The following is a 16,378-nucleotide window of genomic DNA, read 5'->3' on the forward strand; positions in this document are numbered from 1 at the left end:
ATAGACATGAACATCGGACAAGCAGCGAAAGCCTCAGGCGTCTCGGCCAAGATGATCCGCTATTATGAGCAGATCAAACTGATTCCCCCAGCCAGTCGCAGGGAGTCGGGTTATCGTTATTATTCCGCGTCTGATGTACACATGCTGCAATTTATCCGTCGAGGGCGTGATCTGGGTTTTACTATGACCCAGATCCATGAGCTTTTAAGCCTCTGGCGCGATAAATCACGCCAGAGTGCTGACGTAAAACGTATTGCTATGACTCATGTAGCAGAGCTGCGCGAGAAGATCGATGGTCTGGAACAAATGGCCAATACGTTACAGACATTGATTGAATGCTGCTCTGGCAATGACCGGCCAGACTGCCCAATTCTAGCCGACCTCGAAAACCCAAGAGATAGGTAGGAACCTCAAGGTGCGACGCCTAGCATTTATGGACAGGTTAATGTTGCCGAGCGTAACAAGCAAGCTTATCGTATGAGCAACCAACACCCTAATAGCAGAAGTAAGTAATTCATTAGCTTTAAAAATACCTGTTTGTCTATAGTGGTATTTATTTTTACGCCAACACAGTTGCCTATAATGGCTAGTGGAAAAAACAGCAGTGCGGTTAATATAGTCGCACTAGGTAGTAAGCCAAACGAGATTGCGGCTATTAGTTTAAGCATGTTCATCATGGCAAAAAATATGGCTGCTGTAGCCACAAACTTACTGGGGCTTAGGCCAATAGCTGTAAAATAAATAATAATAGGCGGGCCACCAGCGTGCACTAAACTACTGGTAATACCAGAAAACATCGACATTATTACCGCACCCACTTTATTGCTAAGAAAAGTGAGACGAGTTTGTTTAAACAAGATGTTTTTTAAGGCAAAAACAATACAGATAGTAGCAATGATTAGACGCAGATAGTGAGGGTTTATCACGTCGATAATTAAGTAAGCGACAATAACACCCATTATTGCCCCAGGGATAAGCGGCAGTAGCAGCCGATTGTCCCATTTTCGCCAAAAGCTTTTTACACTTAATATGTCACCAATAATTAATAACGGCAGCATTAAAGCAATGGCTTGGCTAGCGGGCAACTTAAGCATTAATAGGGGCACGGCAAATACACCTAGCGCCCCCGCAAAGGCTGATTTTGAAATACCAATTAGTACCACAACGAATGCTATTAATGCCAGAGTTGTTACGTCCATATTAAAGCACTACTTATTGCTTTGGCGGTAATTCAAACCACAGGGCTTCAAGCGCTGATGTGGCTGTAAGCACAAGTTGTTGTTTTGGTTCCATGGCAAAAGCATCACCGGCAGCAAAAGACTCGCCATCTACCTTAAATTCGCCTTTAATTAAGTGTAAATAGCCAATGCGATCACCCGGTGTTAAGTTAAAGCTTTCTTTATCGCTTAATACCAATCGCGATAAACGTGCGTCTTGGTTCAACGATAAAGTACCGTTTTCTCCGCTGGCAGTAACAAGTGGTGTTAGCGGTCCACTTTGTGGAATGGTGTTTTGCTCATAACTTGGCTTAATACCCATTTTATTGGGCTGGATCCAAATTTGTAAAAACTTGACCTTTTCCGTTTCTGACGGGTTAAATTCTGAATGCATCACGCCACTACCAGCACTCATGCGCTGCACATCACCAGCGGGAACAATGTGCTTATTGCCCTCACTGTCTTCATGCTTTAACGCACCTTCAGTCACATAAGAGATAATTTCCATGTCACGGTGACCGTGAGTGCCAAAACCTTGGCCGGGCATAACCATATCGTCGTTAATCACCCGCAGAGCCGAAACGCCCATATGTTTAGGATCTTGGTAGCTGCCAAAAGAAAAACTGTGCTTACTCACTAACCAGCCTAAATTGACCGCGCCTCTATCTGCAGCTCGTCTAATGTATTTCATGGTTTAATTCCTTCTCTAATGACAATGAGGCTAGTTTAACGTTTACCTGAAACGATTAAAATTAGTTAATCTAGCGCCTATCATTCTAATTATACGAATGCTCACTAAGATCTATGAAACTTGCAGTGATTGACAACGGTATCTTAACTCGCCTAAAAACGCTCTCGCTGCCGGGCCTAAGCTGTCACCATCTTTAAAAATGAGGTGCAACTGCATAGAACGGCGACTATTGTTACGTAACGGCAGCGGCAGTAATTGGCCACTAGCAAGCTGTTGCTCAATAGCGCTGCTGGGTAGCCAGGCAAAGCCCAGACCATTACAAATCATATCTATAGAAGTGCGTAAATGGCTGACCGTCCAACGTTGATTGGCGCCTAGCCAGCCGGCATCGCTTTTATTAAGCAAGGCTGAGTCTCTAACCACCACTTGGCGATGGCTTTTTAAGTCTTGCTCTGACAGATCTCGGTTAAAGGCATGTAAAGCATGTTCAGGGTTGGCCACCGCCATAAAATCTATCTGGCATAGTTGCTCACTAAAGCCATCTATTAAGGCCACTGGCGAAATAGCAATATCGACATCAGCATTTTTTATTAACTCGCTGGCGCCGCTGAGGACAGATTCCACCAGTTCAATTTGCAACATCGGGTATTGAGCCGAAACGCTCTCTAACACTTGATACAAAATAGCATGGGGAAACATTTCATCCACCGCAATGCGTAAGTGTGATTCTGTACCTTGGCCCAGGGTTTGGCCGACAATTTCTAATTTAGCTGCTTCATTCAGCAGAAAGTTAGCTCTTCTTAACATTAGAGTACCGGCTTCGGTTAATACTGTTTTGCGGCCTTCGATTGCAAATAACTTGACGTTTAACGTGCTTTCTATTTTGCCAACCGCATTATGGATACTAGACTGACTTTTATGGATGCCTTGAGCGGCTTGGTTAAAACCGCCAAATTGCACCACGGAGCGAAACACCCGCCATTGCTCTAGTGTTACTCTAAGCATTTAGACCTCTTTGTCTGGTTAATTAACAATTGGATCTGACCCCGAAGCGTGATGACCCCGAAGCGTGAGCACTTGGTATTGCGGTAAGTTGTAGGAAATTTGCTTCTACCTGCTGCTGATTTTTGGCCTTACTTTTCTGTTCTACGCCCCAGAGCTGCACCATTTTCTGTGTATTCAATGCATAAATATCATGCTGGTTTTGTTTAAAAGCCGCGTCTAACGCTTCATGTCGCATTTGTGTAGCCGACCTAAGATATCGTCCTTGAGGTATATAAAATATGAACAGAACGTTATTAAAGCATTGAAATCAGCTGTTGGCAATTACGCCATACTAAAGCGTAAATGGCCAGCTGTGGGTTGGTAACAATTGTAACAATTGGATCTGACCCCGAAGGTGTGGAGGCAGAGCAACAATCCATTAGCTATACCCGTAAAAAGCCGGTGCGTAAGCCACTGCCAAAAGACTTACCTCGTGAGCAGGTTATTCACGACATCATCGACAAAACCTGTGATTGCTGTGGCGGTGAGCTACATAAAATGGGTGAAGATAAGTCAGAAAAGCTTGAGTTCATACCCGCTAAAATCAAAGTGATTGAGCATATTAGGCCTAAATACGCCTGCCGTCACTGTGATAAATCCTCAACTCAGACACAGATTAAACAAGCCTCAATGCCTGCCATGCCCATCAACAAAGGCATTGCAACCAGCAGTTTGCTCAGTCAGCTTATCACCAGTAAATACCAATACGGGTTACCGCTGTATCGCCAGGAAGCGATGTTTAAGCAATACGGTATTGAACTCAGTCGACAGACCATGAGCAGCTGGATAGACAAATCAGCCTCACTCTTCGCGCCATTAGTTGAACGGCTTAAAGCCGAGCTGTTAAGGCAACCCACGCTGTTTGCCGATGAAACGCCATTAAAGGTGGTGAAATCGGACAAAGTAAACAGTTACATGTGGGTGTATTGCTCGGGTCGAGATTCACCAGACCCGAATAATCCCATCCCTAATATCGTACTTTACGACTTCCACAATAGTCGCGCGGCCGCCTGCGTGGTCAATTATCTTGATGGATATCAAGGGTACTTGCACGTGGATGGCTATCAAGCCTATGCCAGAACAGAGGCAACCTTAATTGGCTGCTGGGCGCATGCTCGTCGTAAATTTATCGACGCGAAAAAGCTACAAGGTAAAAACAAAACCGGCAAAGCGGATGTGGTATTGAGCCTTATCCAAAAACTGTACGGCGTTGAGTCACGCATCAAAGATAAAAGTGTGGATGACAAATATACGGCAAGACAAGAGGTTAGCCTGCCTATTCTTAGCAAGCTAAAAATATGGCTTGAGCAGGATCAGCCAAATTTAGTGGGGAACAGCAAACTGATAGAGGCAGCTAATTACCTGGCAAATCAATGGCACAAGCTCATACGCTATGTTGATGAAGGCCGACTTAGCATCGATAATAATAGAGCAGAACGCGCGGTAAAACCGTTTGTGATAGGCCGAAAGAATTGGTTATTTAGCCAAACGGCTAACGGTGCCCATGCTAGTGCCACCCTTTACAGCATTGTGGAAACCGCCAAGATAAATGGTCTAATCCCATTTAATTACATCTGTGCTTGCCTTGATGAACTGTGCCAGCCTGAGCCCGATATCGACAGCTTGTTACCCTGGAATTTTAAAACATAGGTGTAGTTCGCTAGACGCTCACGTTATATCTTTGCATGTACGCAACATATTTTTGGTGTTAGGGGTTATATCTTTGCATGTACGCAACATATTTTTGGTGTTGAGAGCTTGTACCTTTGTATGTACATAACATATTCTTGGTGTTTTATTTATTTGTAGGGCTATATTCGTCGTATTTTATGGGAAGTTATTAAAAATAGGTCTACATTACATATTTTTGGTGTTATTGAGAGCACATACCAAAAATATGTAATATGCTTTTTAATATGGAATATCTAAATTATCTATAGTCAGTTTATTCGCAATATCTATTTCTTCTTTGCTGGATGCTTGTTCTGCGCGGTTATTACGCCTTTCAATCAAGGTTGTAGCTATTTTATTAGATAGCTTCTCATTACCAGTGTAATTGTATGCAGAAAGTAACAGTTTAAGTTCTGCAGTTGATAATTTTTTACCATTGCCTTCAGACTTTAATTGCTGCCTTTTAAGCTCTAGCTTTTTAATAGTTGTAATAGCATCGCGTTCATTAAATTCCTCAATATTGCCTTTTGTTATCCAACTCATAAGGAATTTGATAGCTATATACATTCTAATAACATTTACACTTCATAAGCTCAAGTGCTGAATAAATACACCAGCCCATATTAAAGTTGCGATGATAACGCTCACCATCACAGCCAAAGAGCCTAAGTCTTTCGCTAAACCTGACAGCGGATGAATTTCCGCGCCAATTCTATCGACTACTGCCTCAATAGCGGTATTGAAGATTTCTGCCAACAATACGAATAATAAAGCGCACCAAAGAAACACGTACTCAAAAAGTGAAAATGGAAAGAATAAACAGCCCACAACGAGAAGAACTGACAGCCAGAATTCTTGTTTAAACGCTGCTTCATTTGCTATCAGCCATTTAAACGCTCTGAGTGAATGCCCCGCTGCTAGGTATATTCGTTTTATTCCCGTCGGCTTTTGCTTAGTACCCATTGATTGGCTCCTGTTGGCTATTCTTAGCATTAGGTTTGGAATTAGGAAAGTGTAAGGTACGAAACACTACCGCGGCTATCAAACAAATGATTAACCATGACAACGTCATCGTTGTTAGTGTGTGACTTAAAAAATGGTCACCTATCGCCATCTTATAACTCCCCATAATCCAGCCAGTAGAAACAGCAAACGCTATCGCAATACATTGGTATTTCGGACGATAAAACAAAAAGAATAATGACATTAAGGCAAAACCACCGCTGGCATGACCCGCAGGAAAGCACTTGTACTTTTTAGTTGACTCAAACGATTCAGGCATTAATTCAAACGCCTTAACATAAGGGACATCGCCGCCATATAGTTCAAGCTGCGCAGGACAAGCACCATTGGTTGTTGCTTTTAAACCGCCGATGACTGACGGCACTAACATCAAAGAGAAAATAACCACTAATAATCGCTTTTGAAAGTGCTTAGAGTACTTGCGTCTACAAGCGATAACGTAAAAAGCAATGAGCGACAGTGCCAACAAAATAATGCTGTATTTAGGCAACAAGTAAAAAATAAAACGATAAGGCTCTTCATATTTATCAATTAACCACGTTTGGTTGGATGCATTGAATAACAAATTTTGAAGCCAAATATCGCTATTTGTTGTTTCAAATAAAAAAGCAATAAGCGTTAATGCATACATTGAATAAAGCAGGTGTTTACTCAAGTTCAAAACAATTCTCCATTTGCAAGGTGTTCCCTACTACCACTTCTATGGTCGAGTGGTGAATACCGTATTGAGCTGCGAGCAAATCTTTAATTGGCTTAAGATCTTGGAATTGTTCCATCGTTTTTAAGTTAACACTGGTTTCTAAATACACTTCGCTATCATCTAATTGCCACACATGAATGTGTCTTACTTTTTCAACATTCTCCATTGATTCGATATCCTTACAAATCTTATCGATATCGATATCAACGGGGACCGCTTGCATTAAAATACGAATACTTTGCTTAGCTAAAATAATACCGTGGTACACCACATAAACCGAGATAAGTATGGTTGCCAATAAATCGACAACATACCATTGATATAAAATGATCAAACTACCCGCAACAATGACAACGACAGAAGCAAAGGCATCAGATAAATTATGAATAAATGCCGCTCTGAGATTCAAGTTATTCTTCGCGCCTGCTTGATAAGTCAACCACGCGGTTATGGAATCAATCACTAAGGCTATTGTCGCAATCCAAACAACAATCCAACCATCAATAGGTTGAGGGTTAAAGTACTTCTCAACTGCGGCATAAATGAGATATATACCAAGAATAATAAGGGTAGTACTGTTGATTAATGCCCCGATAATTTCAGCCCGTTTAAAACCAAAAGTCATTTGGCTATTAGCGGGTTTTCTTGCAATTTTTCTCGCAACAATCGCAATAACGATAGCGCCTGCATCACTGAGGTTATGAAGCGCATCAGCAATCAAGGATAAACTACCTGATAAAACCCCGCCGATAACTTGGGCCACAGTAAGTAAAATATTGATAAATACTGCCATGCTTAATTTTCCGTCATGGTTATGTGCATGGCTGTGCGTATGGTTATTATTTGACATTTACTCTTCCTCTTGCATAACAAATAGTGGTGATGGCGCTTTTTCAGGCAATGACATATCTGTGCTGATATTTAACGCATGTAGTAAAGAAAAAGAAAAAGCATCGTGAGAACTTTCTTTTTTACTTTGTTTGACCGTACTTTCCATATCAACGTGTGATGAAGAGCCGAACCAAGCAATTAAAGGTACATGAGTCTGTTCTTCAGGCGCCAGCATGTAAGGCATACCATGTAAGTAGAGTCCGTTCTTACCTAACGATTCACCATGATCGCCAATATAAAACATGGCAGTTTCAAAGTTGGTATTGTTCTCTTCTAATAAATTAATGGTTTCATTGATAAAGTAATCGGTATAGAGAATGGCATTATCATACGCATTAACAATTTCGCTAGTTTCACAGGCGGAGAGTTCGCTTGTTTGACAGGCAGGAGTGAACTTCTCAAAGTCTTTGGGGTATCGTTTGTAATATGCCGGGCCGTGGTTGCCCATTTGATGAAGCACTATGAGTACACTACCTTCTTGATCATCAATATACCCCTGTAAACCGTCTAACATACCAATGTCACGACACTCTATATCGCACACTGAATTTAGCTCAGGTGATTTGAAATTTTGGTATTCGACACGATCTGCGACGCCTTTTGAACTAGAGTTATTGTCTCGCCAAAGGACACTTACCCCGGCTTTGGAAATAACATCTAATACGTTTTGTGTTCGCCGTGCTTTTTTATTATCAAATGACTCTCGGTTATCGAATGAAAACATACAAGGGACCGAAATCGCGGTTGATGTGCCACAAGCATAGAATTTATCAAAACTAATTAAATCATCTCTTTGAGCTAATAATGGTGTAGTTTCTCGTTTATAGCCATTTATAGAAAGATTACCCGCATGGACAGTTTCACCGACAATGACAATGTAGAGTTTTTTATGCGACTCTTTATCAATATCATTGGCAGAGTTTACTACCATTAAAAATTCGTTATTTTCTTGCTGTTCAAGCACGTCCTTGAGGAAAAATCCCGTAGAGTAAATGGGATAGATAGGATTTAAGTAAAATCTTAATGGCTTGTGTTCTCTAAAGAAATTAGTGAATTGAGCACTAAAAATATAAAGTGAAACAGTAATTACACCAAGTGCCATGATGGTATTACTTATTTGTAGCCAACAGTTTTTTGTCCATGACGATTTATCTATTTTGACCATAAAAAGGCAAGCTATAGGTACTATGGCTAACAACAAAACAGTTAAAAAATACTCAAATGACAGTAAGTCAGTTGCTTCATCGATATTCGTTTCAGCAATGTTTTGAATCATTACATTATCAATGATGGTGCCAAAGCTATCGGTATAATAACCAGCCATGGCAGATAAGAGTAAAAGACTGCTCAGTACTATTCGAACGGGAATGATAATACTGAAAAATGACACAATAATGGTTAATACACTCATTACCACAAGAGTCAGCGCGATAATAAAACCTTGATTATCTTGCCACGGGTATACCGAATTAACTTGTTCAAAAAATGTAGAATTGCCCGTCACTATAATAAATAGCACGGTGGCGATAATAAGGAGGTTTGGCGAATAATTGAAAAACGACAGCTTTTTCATCATTATTCCCTAAATTTAGGATGCAAAAATTCGAAGCTAATAAAAGCCTACTATTGAATCTCTGCATCGAGTGAAAATGACTGGCTAAGCCCTGCTTTTGACAAGAGCTTAGCTAGTAGCGATTTATAGTGCTATCAAATTAGTTACTTACTTTATTAATTTGTAAGTTAATGAGTAAGTCACTAAGTTATCTAGCGCGTTAGTCTCTAAGATCTTTGATTTTGGCTTTTGAGAACCAAGCATATAAAACCGGTAACACAAACAAGGTGAGTAACGTTGCAGTAACCAAACCGCCAACAATAACACTCGCCAGTGGTCGTTGAATTTCAGCGCCAACTCCATTGGACATCAGCATTGGAATTAAACCTAACGCAGAAGTAATGGCGGTCATTAATACTGGACGTAAACGAGATACTGCCCCATCAAAAACAGCTTTTGAGGTGTCTATACCATCTTTTACCAGCTGGTTAATGCTTTCTACCATGACTACACCATTAAGCACGGCGACACCAAACAAAGTGATAAAGCCGACTGAACTTGGCACTGACAAGTATTGACCTGAAATATACAGTGAGAAAATACCACCTATAACGGCCAAGGGTACATTCACTAAAATAAGCATCGCTTGACCAACAGAGCCAAAGGCGAAATAAAGTAGCAAGGCAATTAGTGCCAATGATAGAGGCACTACCACTGATAGTCGCTGCTGCGCACGTTGTTGGTTTTCAAATTGACCACCAATCACTACAGAATAACCTGCAGGTAAATCTACTTTGCTATCAATAACTGCACGAATGTCGCTAACAACACTTCCCATGTCTCGACCTTGAACATTGGCTTGAATTACCACGCGTCGCTGTACATCATCACGTCGCACTTGTGGTGGGCCAGATTCAAAACTGACGGTAGCAATATCGCCTAAACGTACCCAAGCACCCGTAGGTGATTGTATTCTCAGATCTGCAATAGCTTCTTGGTTATCACGGTATTTTTCTTCAATGCGAACATAAATATCATAACGTTCATTACCATTGATTATTTGGCCAGCGCTAACGCCACCGATACCGTTTTTAACCACTTCCATGACATCGCCAACTGACAAACTAAAACGTGACAATTGCTGTCTTTTCGGTTTAATCACTAACTGTGCTTCACCAGCGATTTGCTCTAAGGCTACATCTCTTGCGCCATCAATTTGTTTGATTGCCGCTTCAATTTCTTGACCTTTGCTCGCCAACATATCTAATTCTGGTCCAAACAATTTAATGGCAAGTTGCGCTTTAACTCCTGACAGTAATTCATCTACACGAGTCGCTATGGGCTGTGAAAAGTTAAGTAATAACCCTGGGAATTGCTCAAGTTTCTCTTCCATTAAACCTTGTAATTCAACGCGATTTTTGGCACTTGTCCATTCTGAAACAGGTTTTAAGCCAATGTAAATTTCGATGTTATTAACTGGTTCAGGATCACCGCCGATTTCAGCACGTCCAATTCGACTTAGGGTATATTCAACTTCGGGGAACTCCATTAACTTTTCTTCAAGAATTGGAGCAACCGACAAGGCTGTTTCTAAACTTGCTGATGGCGCTAATGTTGCTCTTAGGTTAATGGTACCCTCTTCTAATTCTGGTACAAATTCAGTCCCTATTTGAGGTATTAAAGATGCTGCACCCACAAGTAACAATAATGAAGCAATAATAACTACTTTCGTGTGTTTCATCGCGGCTTTGAGGCCTTTTCGATAAAGCTTATCTAATGGTTTTAAGACAAAACTTTCTCTTTCTTTAACGCCTTTATTAAACATAAAGGTTGCTAAGGCTGGAACCACAAACAGTGCCACTAAAATAGCCGAAATAACCGCTAAAATAATACTGATAGCCATCGGCTGGAACAATTTAGCTTCCACTCCTTCAAAGCTAAATAACGGTGTAAATACCACTAAAATAATAGAGGCAGCAAAAAATACCGGGCGTGCAACTTCTTTTCCTGCTTCTTTTAATCGTAGAGGAATGCCTTCTTTATCATGTTCTACATCGTGGGGATCAGCATCTGTGCCTAACGTTCTCGCTTGCGCATTTTTGTAATGTGTTGAATCAGGTCTATTAAGGTGTTTGAACATGTTTTCAACCATCACAACAGAGCCATCAACCAACATACCAATAGCAACAGCGATACCACCTAACGACATTAAGTTTGCCGATAAACCTATCCAAGACATCACCATTAAGGCGATAGCGATTGAAATAGGAATTGAAATTAACACTAAAAAGGTTGCGCGTAAGTTCATTAAAAACAGAGCAAGTACGATAGCGATAAATATAAATGCCAGCGCTAATGCTTGCACTACAGTATCAACTGCTTTAGTAATTAAATCTGCCTGATCGTAGAAAGGTTCAAAACGTACGCCTTCAGGTAGTGCTTGGTTGATCATTGGAATACGTGCACTTATACCGTCGATTGTCGCTTTAGTATTTGCGCCCATACGTTTCAATACGATACCTGAAACCACTTCACCTAAGTTTTCAATGTTACCCTGTGCATCTCTGCGCGTCATAGTAACTGCGCCTTGGCGTATTTCACTACCCAGCGAAACCTTGGCTACATCTTCGATAGTCACCACAGTACCATCAACCGTTTTAACCGGTACTTGTCTAATATCAGCTAAACCTGCTTCGCCACTATTAAACCAACCTGTGCCACGAATAACTAATTGCTCTTGTCCACGGTTCATGTACCAACCGCCAACATTGGCATTGTTGTTATCGAGTGCAGTAACAATATCGTCTTGCGTTAACTCATATGATAATAATTTACTTGGCTCAATGTTGACTTGATACTGTCTGACGTTGCCGCCAAAAGATAAGACGTCGGTAACACCATCTACCGGCATAACCAATAACTTTACTATCCAATCGTTCAAGCTCCTTAAGGTCATAGAATCATAACCAGAATCTTTATCTGCAATTAACAAATACTGAAAAACTTGACCCAAACCTGAGGTGTTAGGTCCCATTGCTGGTGTGCCCACGCCTTGCGGAATTAACTCTTTTGCCGCTTGTAAACGCTCAAATACTAACTGGCGAGCAAAGTAGATGTCTGTGCCTTCTTTAAAGACAACAGTAACACCCGATAAACCCGTTTTTGAAATAGAGCGTACTTGCTCTACATCAGGCAACGCATACATTACTGCTTCAATGGGATAGGTTATTAACTGCTCTACTTCTTCAGCGGCTAAGCCCGGTGCTTCAGTATTAACCGCTACCTGAACATTGGTTACATCAGGAAAAGCATCTAAATTTAGTTTTGGGATCACCATAACAGAGCCTGCCATAGTAGCAATTAGGGCGATAATTACTAAGAGTCGATTATTGATCGACCAATCAATCATTTTATTAAACATAATCTTATTCCCCTAGTGGCCGTGCGGATCAAATCCGCCTTTTGCTATTTCTGACGCAACAAAAAAGGCACCTTTTGTTACCAAACGGGTATTAGGCTCAATACCGATAATTTGACGGTAATTGCCTAATGGCTGACCTAATTCAACTTCAACGGCTTTAAATTCACCAGAATGGTCTTCAACAAATACCGTCCAATCACCATCGGCACCACGCATTAATGCTGTTTCTGGTACTGCCATTACAGGGCTTTGCGTATCAAACTGAAAATTTACATTAACAAACATGCCTGAATGCAAACTGTCATCAGTATTTTCAACCGACAGTCTAACGATTCGGGTACGCGTACTTGGATCAATGGTATGTGCTTCTTGAATGACCTTGGCAACATGCACTTGCCCGGCAAACTCAACTTTTGCAATGGTGCCAATAGGAAGACTTAATTTTTTATTTGGCGAAACACGCGCTTCAACCCATAAGTCTTTTTCATCAGCCAATACCATGATTTTTTCACCGGCAGGCACACGTTGTCCTTGAGAGAAATCATCACTTAAAACCACACCAGAGCGCTGAGCGACTAAGGTATATTCACCAAGATTTGATGAGTTGTTTTTTACAATATCTTTAATGGCTGCTTTGGTTAAACCAAAGGCAGTTAATCGACCATAAGCTGAAATGTAATCTGTTTCACTGGCTATTAGGCGGCTTTCACTGACGGTGCCAAGGCCCAATTTTTTAGTTCGTTGCCACTCACTGTAAGCAACACGATATTGTGCTTGTGCTTCGGCCATTGATTCACTAAATAAGGTAACTAAAGACTGACCCTTAGTCACATGTTCACCTAAAATAGCATGACGACTGATCACTACCGATTCAGTACGTGAAGAGACAATGTAACTGGTATAACCGTTCGCTTTTATTTCTCCTGGTGCATAGATACTTTTAGCAAAAATTGCCGGCTTTAAGTTAGTCACTTTGATATTGGCGAGTGCCATTTTTTCTGGACTAAAACTTATGCCTTCTTCATGTTCTTCTTCAGCTGTTTCTTTACTCGCTGTTTCACTACCATGGTCATGACCGTCATCAGATTTCTCCTCCGCAGCATGGTCGTCTTTGCTTTCATCACTACCATGTTCATGACCACTTTCGTCATGCACTTCTTCACTTTCAGAGTCATGATCATGGTCAGTTTTTAATACGATGGATTGCTCTACTGCTGGCGTTTTTTCTAGAGCGGCATCGTTATATGATAATGCCGTAGTTGACACGACAGCTAAGCCAGTAAATAAACTACTTAGGGTAATGAGTTTTATTTTTTTCACTATTTTATGAGATGTTTTATCAGTTATTTTATTTTTCATTTTTAATTCCAAATTCTGTAACAATTCACGCTCATCAAGCCGCGTAAAGTGATATAATAGGTTTAGTTTAATAGCTTAGTTGCCGCATTTAATTGGCCTACATCGAGTAGCCATTGCACTTCGCTTATTTTGAACTGGGCTTGTAATTCAATGCCCGCGTATAAACCTTCCGCTCTTTGTTGTAATGCCAATAAATAATCCGAGGTATTTAAATCACCTACTTGCCATTGTTTTTGCAATAACTGCGCGCTGTGTTCGCCGCGTCCTTGCATTAACTGTTGCCAACGGCCAAGGTATTTTTTATTAGAGATTAGTGAGGCAGTACTTGCCTGTATCAAATACTTTTGCTTACGCATTACTGAACGAAAATTTGCTTCTGCGGCGATAGCTTGTTGGTTTTGTGCTTTGGCATTAGCTTGGTAATCATTACGAATATTTAACGGCATAGAAAAAGTAACTCCGACAACATTATCGACATCCTTTTTTCCGGCACTAATTCCAATGGTAGGATCGGCTTTGGTTTCAAGCATGGCATATTGAGCTTTACTTTTTTGCATTTGCCACAGTGCTTGAGAGGCTAATACTTGCGGGTGCTGCGTTAACCACTGCTCAGCTACTTGAAAGTTTGTAACGCCTAAGCCCTGCTCTGGATATGCTTGTGTATCAGGACGCCAATCAGGCAACAACTCATTAACCTTGGCTTGAGCTTGTGTTAACTGTGCTTGTATTTGGGCCGTTTTATTAAGCATTTGCGACAAATTCAAGAAAGTTAACTCAGCATCAACCTGACCAAGATCGCCAGCTTTCTGCCTTTTAGTTACAATTTTAAGCAAGGTTTCTAACTGTTGCTCTTGTTCAAAAGCAAGTGACGACTTATCCATGGCAAGTTGCCAATTAATAAGTGCTTTTAAGGCTTGTGCTTTTTTCTGCTCTATCGCATAAGTGAATTGTTTACTGGCCGCCGTTAATATTTTATCGCCGATAGCAGCATTAACAGCCTGCTTATCCCACAAGTCAATCGTTTGGCTAATACCAATATTGTAATTATTTCCGTCACCTTCACGCTCGTAACCTGTCGATAGTTCTGGGTTGTAAAGTGGTAACTTACTGCCCTGTGCTTTGGAAAATTCAGCATTCATGAGTTCACGTGCTGAGACAATATCAGGGTGTTTATTGATTTGCCGATCGAGCCAGTCACTCGATAGCGTTGGCTTAGCAAAAGCGAAGCTACTAACAGATAAACTTGCTGAAAAGCCGATAAATAATGCGATTCCAGCAGATTTTGCTGAGAAAAATTTCATAATAATCTCTTAATTTAATAATAAAATGCCGCAACTAAACCAACTAGGCTACATTAAGCGCTAGTTAAGAATAAATTTGTTACGAATATAGCTTTAAAACTAAATTAAACGATTGGGGGGCGTATAGGTTCTTCAGTGAATATTTTATCTACATGATCAGCATAAAAATATTGATTTGTAATAATAAGTTTAGGGGTCTGTAGTGTAGATTTATTACTGGCAACCCACTGTGTGTGAGTGCCTTGACAGTGACCACAATGATGGCAATCTTTAATATTATGTTCAGTGTCAGATGATTCATCGAAAAGTTCAATATCATCACTATCATGGGAATGTTCTGTTTGAATATGTAGAGAGTCAAACTGGTGACTTTCATTTGAATTAGCCACAGAAGCAAACGACTGCAATGCAATCGATAGTACTACTAACAAACTAATCCAAGTATTTTTCATTTTTACTCTAACATCAAAATTTTAAAAAACATGGTAGTCAAGAAACCCACTCAAGTCAATCAAATTAAGTAGTTTATACAGGACAATCCACGGCAAGATCATTATAAATTGAACTTCTAGAACAAGTAGCGATCAGATCAAGGCATTATAATCACCTTGGTCACTTAATATGAGCGCTACTTTTCTGAAACACTTTGATTCAATTACCGATCCTCGCATTGAACGCTGTAAAAAGCATGAACTTATCGATATTCTCCTCTTAGCCATTAGTGCTGTACTCTCCGGCGCAGAAGGATGGGAGGATATTGAAGATTTTGGGCATCTAAAACTTGATTGGTTAAAAAAATATGGCGCTTTCAAAGAGGGTATCCCAAGACACGACACCATTGCCCGTGTCATTTGTCGGTTAAAATCAGATGAAATAGAGCATTCATTTCAATCTTGGATATCATCACTTATTGAAACCACTGGTGCTGATATCATTGCCATTGATGGAAAAACAGCACGTCGTTCATTTACAACCAAAGATAGAAAAAGTGCCTTACATACCGTCAGCGCATGGAGCTGCCAACACCAATTAGGGGTTTTGCGCCCATCCCCTCGAAATTAACCTTAGTCTAAATTTTTAAGCTTTTTTCTAACTCTAATTACCGTACTTCGACTAACTCCAACTGCTTCAGCCGTTTTATTAATACTAAATCCAGCTTCAGTAAACGAGGCAATCCTATCATGAGCCTCTAAATCAGGCTGACGACCGTGATAAAGTCCCTTTTGCTGTGCTTTTACAATACCTTCTTTTTGCTTACGTTCACGTTCTCGATATTCTTTATATGCACTGGCCGCTAATATTTCTAACAGCATATTATTAATAGCACTAAGTATTGATCTCATAAAATCATCACTTGGAAAACTGCCAAATGTTAAATGACTGGTTGGTAGATCTAAATGTTGTGGTTTAATATTGTTGTAACAACGGTAACTTTACTTATTTAATAGAAGAAAAAACAAAATCAATTAGCGATGTTTAAACTGGTATTCATTGATGGTCACTTTAAT

14 protein-coding genes and 2 pseudogenes are annotated in these 16,378 nt (G+C 40.4%); 3 read left to right on the forward strand and 13 right to left on the reverse strand.

Going from position 1 to position 16,378, the window contains the following annotated elements; translation table 11 throughout:
* Positions 1-6 precede the first annotated feature (6 nt).
* Positions 7-405 carry a Cu(I)-responsive transcriptional regulator gene (gene cueR / locus BI198_RS11070; RefSeq protein ID WP_070049613.1) on the forward strand — a complete coding sequence of 133 codons (399 nt, stop codon included), beginning with the start codon at positions 7-9 and terminating at the stop codon, positions 403-405.
* 65 nt (positions 406-470) lie between these two features.
* Here the strand turns inward: cueR and BI198_RS11075 are convergent, their stop codons facing one another.
* From BI198_RS11075 to BI198_RS11085, 3 genes are all read right to left on the reverse strand, one after another.
* The gene (locus BI198_RS11075; RefSeq protein ID WP_070049614.1) at positions 471-1,199 is read right to left on the reverse strand and encodes a sulfite exporter TauE/SafE family protein; all 729 of its coding nucleotides are present in this window, start codon (positions 1,197-1,199) and stop codon (positions 471-473) included.
* 13 nt (positions 1,200-1,212) lie between these two features.
* Positions 1,213-1,908, reverse strand: a complete 696-nt coding sequence (locus BI198_RS11080) for a pirin family protein (RefSeq protein WP_070049615.1) — start codon at positions 1,906-1,908, stop codon at positions 1,213-1,215.
* A 111-nt stretch (positions 1,909-2,019) separates the two neighbouring features.
* A complete protein-coding gene (locus BI198_RS11085; RefSeq protein WP_070049616.1) occupies positions 2,020-2,913 on the reverse strand; it encodes a LysR family transcriptional regulator in 894 nt (297 codons plus the stop codon).
* Between the two features lie 390 nt (positions 2,914-3,303).
* Between BI198_RS11085 and tnpC the strand changes: the two are divergent.
* A pseudogene (tnpC, locus tag BI198_RS11095) lies at positions 3,304-4,602 on the forward strand (IS66 family transposase); the annotation flags it as partial.
* Positions 4,603-4,863: 261 nt separating this feature from the next.
* Here tnpC and BI198_RS11100 read toward each other — a convergent pair.
* From BI198_RS11100 to BI198_RS11140, 9 genes are all read right to left on the reverse strand, one after another.
* Entirely contained in the window at positions 4,864-5,166 is a 303-nt protein-coding gene (locus tag BI198_RS11100) for a hypothetical protein (protein WP_008467353.1), read from the reverse strand.
* 42 nt (positions 5,167-5,208) lie between these two features.
* Positions 5,209-5,586: a diacylglycerol kinase gene (locus BI198_RS11105; protein ID WP_008467350.1), complete on the reverse strand. Its 378-nt coding sequence runs from the start codon at positions 5,584-5,586 to the stop codon at positions 5,209-5,211.
* Positions 5,576-6,307, reverse strand: coding sequence for a phosphatase PAP2 family protein (locus BI198_RS11110; protein ID WP_002962876.1), 732 nt, complete (start codon positions 6,305-6,307; stop codon positions 5,576-5,578). Before BI198_RS11110 ends, BI198_RS11105 begins: the two co-directional genes overlap by 11 nt.
* Positions 6,294-7,196 (reverse strand): cation diffusion facilitator family transporter, encoded by a 903-nt coding sequence (locus BI198_RS11115; protein WP_002962881.1) that lies wholly within the window; start codon positions 7,194-7,196, stop codon positions 6,294-6,296. The genes BI198_RS11110 and BI198_RS11115 overlap by 14 nt, the downstream gene beginning before the upstream one ends.
* Complete coding sequence (locus tag BI198_RS11120) at positions 7,197-8,810, reverse strand: phosphoethanolamine transferase (RefSeq protein WP_016899515.1); 1,614 nt, start codon at positions 8,808-8,810, stop codon at positions 7,197-7,199.
* A 199-nt stretch (positions 8,811-9,009) separates the two neighbouring features.
* Positions 9,010-12,210 (reverse strand): efflux RND transporter permease subunit, encoded by a 3,201-nt coding sequence (locus BI198_RS11125; RefSeq protein WP_070049618.1) that lies wholly within the window; start codon positions 12,208-12,210, stop codon positions 9,010-9,012.
* A 12-nt stretch (positions 12,211-12,222) separates the two neighbouring features.
* Entirely contained in the window at positions 12,223-13,569 is a 1,347-nt protein-coding gene (locus tag BI198_RS11130) for an efflux RND transporter periplasmic adaptor subunit (RefSeq protein WP_024594653.1), read from the reverse strand.
* A gap of 62 nt (positions 13,570-13,631) precedes the next feature.
* Positions 13,632-14,870, reverse strand: coding sequence for a TolC family protein (locus BI198_RS11135; protein ID WP_070049619.1), 1,239 nt, complete (start codon positions 14,868-14,870; stop codon positions 13,632-13,634).
* A gap of 104 nt (positions 14,871-14,974) precedes the next feature.
* Entirely contained in the window at positions 14,975-15,322 is a 348-nt protein-coding gene (locus BI198_RS11140; protein WP_070049620.1) for a hypothetical protein, read from the reverse strand.
* 169 nt (positions 15,323-15,491) lie between these two features.
* Between BI198_RS11140 and BI198_RS11145 the strand changes: the two are divergent.
* A pseudogene (locus tag BI198_RS11145) lies at positions 15,492-15,902 on the forward strand (ISAs1 family transposase); the annotation flags it as partial.
* A 32-nt stretch (positions 15,903-15,934) separates the two neighbouring features.
* On the opposite strand, the gene BI198_RS11150 reads toward BI198_RS11145, so the two are convergent.
* A complete protein-coding gene (locus tag BI198_RS11150; protein ID WP_010555471.1) occupies positions 15,935-16,213 on the reverse strand; it encodes a helix-turn-helix domain-containing protein in 279 nt (92 codons plus the stop codon).
* Positions 16,214-16,378 lie beyond the last annotated feature (165 nt).

This window comes from Rheinheimera salexigens, from assembly GCF_001752395.1.
Taxonomy (GTDB): domain Bacteria; phylum Pseudomonadota; class Gammaproteobacteria; order Enterobacterales; family Alteromonadaceae; genus Alishewanella; species Alishewanella salexigens.